Annotated in this window: 6 protein-coding genes; 3 read left to right on the forward strand and 3 right to left on the reverse strand. The window is 69.0% G+C overall.

All coding sequences use genetic code 11. The features are described 5' to 3' along the window. A partial coding sequence (locus I0Q12_RS25605) for an acyl-CoA thioesterase II (RefSeq protein WP_231611437.1) occupies window positions 1-936 on the forward strand: 936 nt, incomplete at its 5' end. 88 nt (window positions 937-1024) lie between these two features. On the opposite strand, the gene I0Q12_RS25610 is transcribed toward I0Q12_RS25605, so the two are convergent. Genes I0Q12_RS25610 through I0Q12_RS25620 form a run of 3 tightly spaced genes read right to left on the reverse strand, consistent with a single transcriptional unit; the run spans window position 1025 to window position 5143 of the window. Further along, the gene (locus tag I0Q12_RS25610) at window positions 1025-3319 is read right to left on the reverse strand and encodes an acyl-CoA dehydrogenase family protein (RefSeq protein WP_307846523.1); all 2295 of its coding nucleotides are present in this window, start codon (window positions 3317-3319) and stop codon (window positions 1025-1027) included. A gap of 43 nt (window positions 3320-3362) precedes the next feature. Next, window positions 3363-4145 carry an enoyl-CoA hydratase-related protein gene (locus tag I0Q12_RS25615; protein WP_197255969.1) on the reverse strand — a complete coding sequence of 261 codons (783 nt, stop codon included), beginning with the start codon at window positions 4143-4145 and terminating at the stop codon, window positions 3363-3365. Window positions 4146-4156: 11 nt separating this feature from the next. Further along, on the reverse strand, window positions 4157-5143 hold the full coding sequence (locus I0Q12_RS25620) for a nitronate monooxygenase family protein (protein ID WP_197255971.1): 987 nt from the start codon (window positions 5141-5143) through the stop codon (window positions 4157-4159). 162 nt (window positions 5144-5305) lie between these two features. Between I0Q12_RS25620 and I0Q12_RS25625 the strand changes: the two genes are divergently transcribed. Together I0Q12_RS25625 and I0Q12_RS25630 are read left to right on the forward strand one after the other, a co-directional pair. Beyond that, entirely contained in the window at window positions 5306-6103 is a 798-nt protein-coding gene (locus I0Q12_RS25625) for a FadR/GntR family transcriptional regulator (RefSeq protein WP_197255973.1), read from the forward strand. A gap of 53 nt (window positions 6104-6156) precedes the next feature. After that, window positions 6157-9275, forward strand: a 3119-nt coding sequence (locus I0Q12_RS25630; RefSeq protein ID WP_197255975.1) for a BTAD domain-containing putative transcriptional regulator, incomplete at its 3' end; no start/stop codon positions are given.

Genomic DNA, 9275 nt, shown 5'->3' on the forward strand with positions numbered 1-9275 from the left:
GATTCGTCGATCGACGCTCACGGAACGCCGCGATCAGCTCAGCGGACCGCAATCACCGCCGAGATGCTGGCGGCACTCGCTCGGCCTCCCGTCGGGCGCATCCTTTCTCTGCAGGACAGGGGCGGGGACGTCTTCCGCGGAGAGGCCCACGCGCACGTCCCGCGGATCTACGGTGGACAGACCCTCGGCCAGTCGTTGATGGCCGCGGGTCACACCGTCGATCCCGACCGGCACGTCCACTCGCTCCACGGGCACTTCGTCCACCCCGGCCGTTCGGATGTCCCCGTCGACTATCACGTCGAAAGACTGCGGGACGGTGGCAGTTTCGCCACCCGCCACGTGCGAGCCGTGCAGAACGACCGCACGATCTTCCTCACGACCGTGTCGTTCCAGCGCCCGGAGGACGGCCTCGAACATCAGACACCGGTGAGCGCGCCGGCCGCGCCACCGGAGGAACTCCCCCGATTCGAGGAGAGTCTGAGCACCGACGAATTGCGCGGAGCCGCATGGCTTGTCCCGCTCCTCACCGGTACCGGTGTGGACTTCCGCTTCCCCGAGGAGTATCCACGGCTCGCGAACCAGCGGGGTGAGGCCCGCCCGCCACGTCAGCGCGCCTGGGTCCGTACCGCGGAGCGACTCGGCGACGATCCCTTCGTCCACGCCGCGGGGTTCGCGTACTGCTCCGACCTGTTCCTGCTCTCGGCGTCGCTTCCGCCGCATGCCCGGCACGTCGAAACTCCCGGTCTTCAGCTCGCGAGCCTGGATCACACCATCTGGTGGCACGCACCCTTCCGCGCCGACGAATGGCACCTCTACGAGCAGCACGGGTACCGGATGAGCGGAGGTCGCGGGCTCTCGCGCGGTTACCTCTTCGATCGGGACGGCACGCTCGTCGCGAGCACGGCGCAGGAGGGGCTGCTGCGTTTCCGGGAGTGACCCGGGAGAACCCCGCGGCGACGACGAGGCCGCTGACTGTCAGGAGCAGCGGCCTCGTCGTGTCCGCGCAGTGCGTTCGATCGGCCCGTCAGGACAGCCGGTCGAACACTTCGCTCACCGCGCAGTCGCGCAGCACTTCGGGTCGCCCCATCCACGCCTCGTTCGCCGTCGCGCGGCGCAGCAGTAGATGAGCGGGATGCTCCCAGGTGAACCCGATACCGCCGTGGATCTGGATGCAGTCCTCCGTGGCCGTCACCGCGGTGCCGAGCGCGGCTGCCGCGGCGAGGTTCGCAGCGATGGACGCGTCGGGATGGTTCTCGTCGCAGTCCGACGCCGAAAGTACCTGTCCCCGCGCCCCTTCCGCACCGACCAGCAGATACGCGCATCGATGCGAGACGGCCTGGTACGAACCTATCGGCTGCCCGAACTGCTCGCGTTGCCCGGCCCAGTCCACCGCCATCGCGAGTGCCCGATTCGCGACACCGACCGAGTCCGCCGCGACGAGCAGCTGCGCGACACGGCGGGCGCGGGCCAGCGCGTCGTCGACCGCCTGCCCGGACGCGAGCACTGTGGCCGGCGCCCCGTCCGCGTCGACGATGCCGACGGTCGCGGTCAGGTCCACCGAGTTCTGCACCGTGACGGTGACATCCGCCGGCTGCACCGAGACGAGCACGCGGCCGCCGGTGGTGGCATCGGTCGCGAGAACCACGAGCACACCGGCGACGGGTGCACCCGCGACGCGTTCGACCCTGCCGGTCAACCGGCCGTCGTCGAGCACGGGCAGGCCGGACTCGACAACCCAGCCCCGATCGTCGACGGGGACGACGAAGGCGGCGGTAGCACCGGACACCACGGTACGGGCGGGCTCGTCGACGCCCGCTGCGGCGAGCACCTCGAGGGCGATGGCGGTCGGCACGAGCGGCACCGGCGCCAGGTGGTACGCCGCCTCTTCGACGGCCGCGCACAACAACCGCAACGGCTGGCCTCCACCGCCGAGAGACTCCGGCGCGGCCAGTCCCGGCAGGCCGAACTTCACGAGTTCGTCCCACAGAGCGATGTCGTAGTCACCGGGTGCAGACTCGCACGCGAGCAACTTTGCGGTGTCCACGCGGGACGTGAGCAGGTCGGCGAGTACCTCGCGCATCGCCGCCTCGTCCTCCTCCGGAGCGGTGAGCGGACGTCCCAGGGCGACCACCGGATCCCGGCGACCCTCGCCGCGATGCGACGGCAGACCGAGCACGTTCTCCGCGATGGTGTTGCGCTGGATCTCCGCGGTGCCCGCACCGATCGTCGCGGCGCGGGACATCAGATATCCGTAGGTCCAGCGCCCGTGTTCGACGACGCCCTCGGACCGGGTGTTCAGCACCGCCCCCGATCCGGTCAGGCGCAGCGCGAGCCGGTGCATGTGCTGCTCGAATTCCGACTTCACCAGGCGGTTGATCGACGCCACCGCGCCCGGATCTTCGTTTCGCAGAACGGCTTCCAGTGCTCGTGCACTGTTCGCGGCGATCTCCCGGACGCCGGTCTCGACCTTCGCGAGTTCCTGCCGGATCAGCGGATCGTCGGCGTAACCCTGCGCGGCGGCGAGCCGGAACACCTTGTCGACCGTGCTGCGGTAACGGAATTCGTCGGCGAGGAAGGCCGTAGCCCGCTCGTGTCCGAGCGAGGTCCGCATGATCGACCAGCCTTCGCCCTCCTCGCCGATCCGGTTGGCGACGGGTACCTCGACGTCGTCGAAGAAGACTTCCGCAAAGTGGTGGCCTCCTGCGGCATCGCGCAGCGGACGCACCTCGATACCGGGAGCGTTCATCGGGATCAGCAGGTAGGTGATGCCTGCCGTGCCGCGGCCGGGAGCTCCGGTGCGGACCAGCGCGAAGATCCAGTCGGCCTTGTCGGCCATGGTGGTCCAGATCTTCTGTCCCGTAACCCGGTAGACGTCGCCCTCACGCACGGCGCGGGTGGACAGCGAGGCGAGGTCGCTGCCGGCGCCTGGTTCCGAGAAGCCCTGGCACCAGAACTCGTCGGCCCGCAGCAGCGGCTCGAGGAAGCGATCCTTCTGCTCCTGCGTGCCGTGCACGATGATCGTCGGTGCCACGATGAACGACAGGGGGCACGGATGTTTCGGCGCCCCGGCCCGGGTCGTCATCCGGTAGTAGTCGAGTTGCTCCTCCAGCGAGAGTTCCATGCCGCCGGCTTCGCGTGGCCATCCCGGCGCCGCGAGACCCGCGTCGACGAGTTCGGATTGCCAGGCCCGGGCAGCCTTGAAACGCTCGCGGGAGGTGGCCGGGCGTGGACGCTTCCGATAGTCGGCGAGCAGTGTGGTCAGCCGGTCGCGCCAGTCGCCGGTCGATGCGTCGAGTACCGCCGCGGTCTTCTGTTCCACCCCTCCACCTCTCATGATGCGAGCGCTCGGATCGTTCTGTGATTCAGGATTTCTCGGCTCGCCGTTTGCCGTACCGCGCGCCGATGTCGGCCCCGTCGGGGCGGTACGAGGCAGCGGCCTCGGCCTCGAGACCGAGGGCGTGGGCGAGCGAGGTGCCCGCGCCTTCCTTGAGCAGGCGCAGCATCCGCTGCACCGCCCCGGGATGGCCGTCGGCAATCTTGTGGGCGATCTCCAGTGTGCGGTCCAGCAACCTGTCGTGTTCGACGACCTCGTTGGCGAGACCGATCCGTGCCGCCGTGTGCCCGTCGACGGGTTCGCCGCTGAGAATGAACTGGATCGCGGCGGGAAGCCCGATCATGCGCGGCAACATGGCGCTGCCGCCCCATCCGTTGAGAAGCCCGATCCGCGCGTGGGTGTCGGCGAATTCGGCGCGGTCCGATGCGATGATGAACGAGCAGTTCACCGCCAGTTCGTAGCCGCCGGTGTAGCAGGGCCCGTTCACGGCGGCGATCACCGGTTTCGAGATCCCGCGCAGCACCTGGGTGGGCGTGGGGCCCTCGCTGCCGAGCGGTGGACCGGACAGCGCTTCGGGCAGGTCCACACCGGACGAGAACGCGGTGCCCGCGCCGGTGATCACCACGACGCGCACGTCGTCGTCGCCGTCGGCACGCCACAGTTCCTTCTTCAGCGCCTTGCGCATCGCCCGGTCGATGGCGTTGCGCCGGTCCGGCCGGTTGAGTGTGAGGATCGCGACCGCGCCGTCCCGGGTGACGAGCAGCGGGGATTCTTCGGACGTCACGGTGTCGCGTGCGTCGGTCCGGGTCATGTTGCGCCCCTTCAGGAAACGGAGACGGAGTCGGTGATGTCGCGCGTCAGATCGAGCAGGATCTCCTCGGCCTCCGCCGCGATCCGGCGCACGAGCTCACCCGCCGGCGGGATGTCACGGATCAGGCCCTGCGCGACCCCGACGGTCCAGATTCCGGCCTCGGGATCGCCGTCCTCGTAGACCTTGCGGCCGCGGGTGCCTGCGACGAGATCCTTGACGTCCTTGAAGCGTCCGCCTTTGTTCAGGATGTCGACGACCTCTTCGCTCACCGAGTTCCTCGCCGCGCGCATGGTGTTGCGGAGCTGACGGAAGATCAGCTGGGTGTCGAGTTCGCAGGCACCGACGATCTGCTGCTTGATGTTCTCGTGGATCGGGCTCTCCTCGGTACACATGAACCGGGTACCCATGTTGATGCCGCCGGCACCGAGAGCGAGTGCGGCCGCGAGGCCCCGTCCGTCCGCGAAACCACCGGAGGCGATGAACGGGATGTCGAGGGCATCGGCGGACGCCGGGATCAGCACCAGCCCGGGGACGTCGTCCTCACCGGGATGACCGGCGGCCTCGAAACCGTCGATGCTCACCGCGTCGACGCCGATGCGCTGCGCCTTGAGGGCGTGACGGACGCTGGTGCACTTGTGGATGATCTTGATGTCGTGCTCTTTGAAGTGCTCGACGTGCACCGTCGGGTCGGAGCCGGCCGTCTCGACGATCTTCACGCCGGAATCGATGATCGCCTGCCGGTATTCGGCATACGGGGGCGGGTTGATCGACAGGGTGAGGGTGAGATTGACGCCGAACGGCTTGTCGGTCAACGCGCGGCACCGCTCGATCTCCTCGACCAGGTCCTCCGGGGTCGGCTGCGTGAGAGCCGTGATGATGCCGAGGCCGCCCCCGTTGGAGACCGCGGCGGCAAGTTCCGCCCGGCCGACCCACATCATGCCGCCCTGCACCACCGGATGCTCGATTCCGAATTCTTCGGTGAACCGCGTCCTCAACATTGCCGCTCCTCGGAGTTCGCCGGGACTCCGGCGCCTGATCTCACGGTGACACAACGCACAAATACATAGATAACATAGTTGACTATGTATAGTGGGCGCAAGGATCCTCGGGTACGTTACGTAGGTACGCGAAGTTGTATATGAGCAGGAAGGTGTCCCCCCGTGACCGACGAAGCATGGGCTCCGATCTTCGATGCCCCCGGCACGACGGGACGAGCGATCCGAACGCCCAAGACAGCCGAACTCGTCGCCCGCAAGCTGCGCCGCATGATCGTCGACGGTGAGCTCAAGGACGGCGACCATCTGCCCCACGAAGCCGAACTCATGGAGCACTTCTCCGTCAGCCGGCCCACGCTCCGCGAGGCGGTCCGCGTGCTCGAAGCGGAACGGCTCGTCGAGGTCCGCCGCGGTTCCCGCTCCGGCGCCCGCGTGTGTGTACCGGGTCCCGAGGTGGTTGCGCGACCGGCGTCGCTGCTGCTGGAGCTGTCGGGTGCCACCGTCGCCGACGTCTACATCGCCCGCCAGGCCGTCGAACCCGCCGCCGCACGACTGCTGGCGGAGAACGGCACAGAAGAAGCCTTCGATGAACTCGAACGCATTGTGGACGAGACCATTCCGTCGTCGTTCGAGTCCGGCACCTTCGGGCAGGCCGCGGCGCGGTTCCATCTCCGGATGGTCCAACTGGCAGGCAACTCGACCCTCGCCCTGATCGCGGGAATGCTGCACGAGATCTACGAACGGCACACCACGAACGTCACCCGCGAGAAGCGCGAAACCGATGCGGAGAAGTACGAGGAGAACTACAAGTTGTTCGTCCGTTCGCAGCGCAAGCTGATCAAGCTGCTGCGCGCCCGCGACGGTGCCGGTGCCTTCGCTCACTGGCAGAAGCACATGGTGGTGGCCCAGTCCCTGGTGCTCGCCGGCCAGGAGGACACGAAGGTCCTCGACATCCTGGACTGAATGCGGCCACAGGGCTCGCGGACTGCCTGCACCGCCGCTAATCTGGGCCGATCATGACAGCGCAGACACCGTCCGCCGCGCCCGTTCGCATCAGCGTGCTGGGCTCGACCGAGGTCACGGTCGGCGACCGCACGGTGTCCCTCGGCGGTCCGGGGGCCCGTGCGGTTCTCGGTCGGCTCCTCGTCGCCGCGGGTCACGTCGTCTCGACCGACCTTCTGATCGAGGACCTCTGGTCCGGCGGGCCGCCACCGAAAGCACTGGCCGCGCTCCAGGTGCACGTGTCGAACCTGCGGCGTCTGCTCGAACCCGCACGCGCACCGCGGACACCGGCGACCGTCATCGTGAGCGCCCCACCCGGCTACGCGCTGCGGTTGCCCACCGAAGCGGTCGACGCGTGGCATTTCGATCGGCTCGCCACCGAGGGACTCACCGCCGCCGACCGCACGTCGCGGATCGAGATCCTGTCGCAGGCGCTGGACCGGTGGAAAGGCATCCCCTACCACGAACACCTCGACGCGGACTGGGCCCGGATCGAGAGCACACGTCTGACGCAGGTGTACGCCACCGCGCTCGAAGCGCGCGCCCACGCCTATCTCGACGAGGGCCGTGTCGAACTCGCGGCCGATCAGCTCGACCCTCACGTCGCCGAGCATCCCGAGCGCGAATTCGCGGTCCGGCTACTGGCGTCGGCGCAGTATCGCTGCGGTCGCCAAGCCGACGCACTGGCCACGCTGCGCCGCACCCGCGAATACCTGCTCGACGAGCTGGGAGTCGACCCCTCCCCCGAACTGCAGGAACTCGAACGCGACATCCTGCAGCAGCGGCCGTCGTTGTCACCCGAACGGGCGGACATCCCGCTGCGCGTCGAATCGTCTGTCCCCCAGCAACACCCGGATTCCGGCGACATCGTCGGCAGGGACGGCGAACTCGCGCAACTGCACGACGCGGCGCACCGATCGGAGACGAGCGGGCTGCACCTGGTGTGGATCGCGGGCGACGCGGGCGAGGGAAAGAGTGCGCTCGCCCGCGCGTTCCTGCACCGGACCACGGCCGAGGACCGGCTCGGTGCGTGGGGTGGATGCCCCGAGGTCGACGGTGCACCGCCCGCCTGGCCGTGGACCGAGATCCTGCGCGGACTCGGTGAGCAGGAGCCGCCCGCATCACCGTTCGAACTGAGCCGCGCAGTCGAGCAACTGCTGTCCACGCCCGAGCGCAGAACCGTCCTCGTTCTCGACGACGTCCACCGGGCCGACGAACCGACCCTGCAGGTGCTTCGGCATGTCGCCGCCTCGGCCCGGAACTCGGCGACCCTCGTCGTGGCCACGTTCCGTCCCAGCGAGGTCACCGACGATCTGCGCGCGACCTGGGCTGCGACCGCCGGGATTCCGGGAACCCGGATCACCCTGCGCGGAGTGGGCCGGGAGGAGGCTCGCACGATCGCCCGTCGCGCGGGGTCGGCCGACCTCGACGAGGACGTGCTGATCGAACTCGTCGACCGCACGGGCGGCAACCCGCTCTTCCTCGAGGAGTACTGCCGCCTGATCGCCTCGGAAGGTGTCGGCACGCTCGGCGCGCCGCCGGGCGGCAGCACACCCGGGACGCCGCCGGGCGTCGATGCCGTGCGTGGCGCCGTTCCCGACGGGGTACGAAACGTTCTCGCGCGCCGCATCTCTCGACTCCCCGAGCGGACGGTCGTCGCATTGCGGCGCGGTGCCGTGCTCGGTCGCGACTTCGACCTGTCCGTCCTCGGCGCCGTCAGCGACATGGACGACGAGAGCATGATCGACGCACTCGAACCGGCGGTGGTCACCGGAATTCTCGTCGAACCCGCGCCCGATCGTCTGCGGTTCAGCCACGATCTCGTGCGCGAGACCCTCTACGACGCCCTACCTGCCATGCGACGCAGGCGGATTCACGCCGCAGCACTCGACATGCTCGCGCGGCGTGATCACTCCGACCCGACGGTTCTCGCACACCATGCGATCGCCTCGGCGACGCCCGCCACCGCGGAGCGGTGCGCGGAGTTCGTGGTCGCGGGTGCCCGGGCCGCCGAGCGGCAGTCCTCGTTCAAGGACGCGTTCGCATTGTGGGCCGCGGCCCGGTCGTTGTCGGAGACCGCGAGCGAACCGAACAGCCTTCTCCTGCTGGAGATCCTGATCGGCCAGGTGGGATCGCAGGCCCGCACGGGCGACATCGGCGGGACACGCGACACCCGGGTCCGCGCGGTGCGGGCGGCCCGCGCCCTCGGCGACCGCGATTCTCTCGTGCGCGCGCTCGTGTCGTGGACTGCGCCGGTGGTCTGGACGATCCGGGTCGACCCCGAGCCGGACACCGAGATCCTCGACGAGATCGACACCGCTCTTGCCGATCCTGCACTCCCGACCGCGACCCGCGCCCTGCTGCTGGTGGCGAAGGTGTTCGAACTCGAAGGCCTGGACGACGCAGGGTGCCTCGCGGCGGCCGTGGAGGCCCGCACCCTGGCCCAGGAATCCGGCGACCCGACGACGATGATGCGGGCGCTCAACGCCGTCGGTTACGTCGCGTTCGGTCCCGATCTGGTCGACCAGCGGCTCGCGAACTCCCGGCAACTGCTCGACGTCGCGCAGAAGGTGGGCGACGAAGGGTTCGTCTCGGTCGCCCACTTCCAGCGGTTCCTCGCCGCCACGGCCGTCACCGACTTCGATCAGGCATACGAGAGCGCTTCCCTCGCAACCACATACGCGGCCGGCCATCAGCTGGCACAGATGCTCGGGGTGCTCGCCGTGTTCGATGCGATGGTGGAGTTGATGGCCGGTCGCGTCGAGTCCGGACTGCGCCGATACGACGAGATCTCGGCGACGATGCACGCCCAGGGCATGGTTGTCGCGCAGTGGATCGGCACCATCGGCCGTATCGGTGTCGCCGTGGCACGCGGCGACCTGTCGCCACTGGTCGAAGAGCTCGAGCTGATCGAGGGGGTGCGTCCCCACTCGGTCCGGTTCCCGCTGATCCTGGCGCTGCTGGACCGGGGCGACACCGACCGCGCCCGGCAGCTGTGGGAGGGAAGCCGGCCGTATCCGCGCGACTACTACTGGCTGGCGATGACAACGTTCCGTGCCCGGGTGGCCGCGCGCCTCGCCGACGTGGCGACAGCTCGCGAACTGCACGCCGAACTCCTCCCGTTCTCGGGCCG

The organism is Rhodococcus sp. CX (assembly GCF_015865005.1).
GTDB lineage: Bacteria > Actinomycetota > Actinomycetes > Mycobacteriales > Mycobacteriaceae > Rhodococcus.

Excerpts from the sequence above, each read along its gene's own strand:
- I0Q12_RS25615 (WP_197255969.1), bottom strand. The coding sequence starts at position 4,145 with ATGACCCGGACCGACGCACGCGACACCGTGACGTCCGAAGAATCCCCG.
- I0Q12_RS25620 (WP_197255971.1), bottom strand. The coding sequence starts at position 5,143 with ATGTTGAGGACGCGGTTCACCGAAGAATTCGGAATCGAGCATCCGGTG.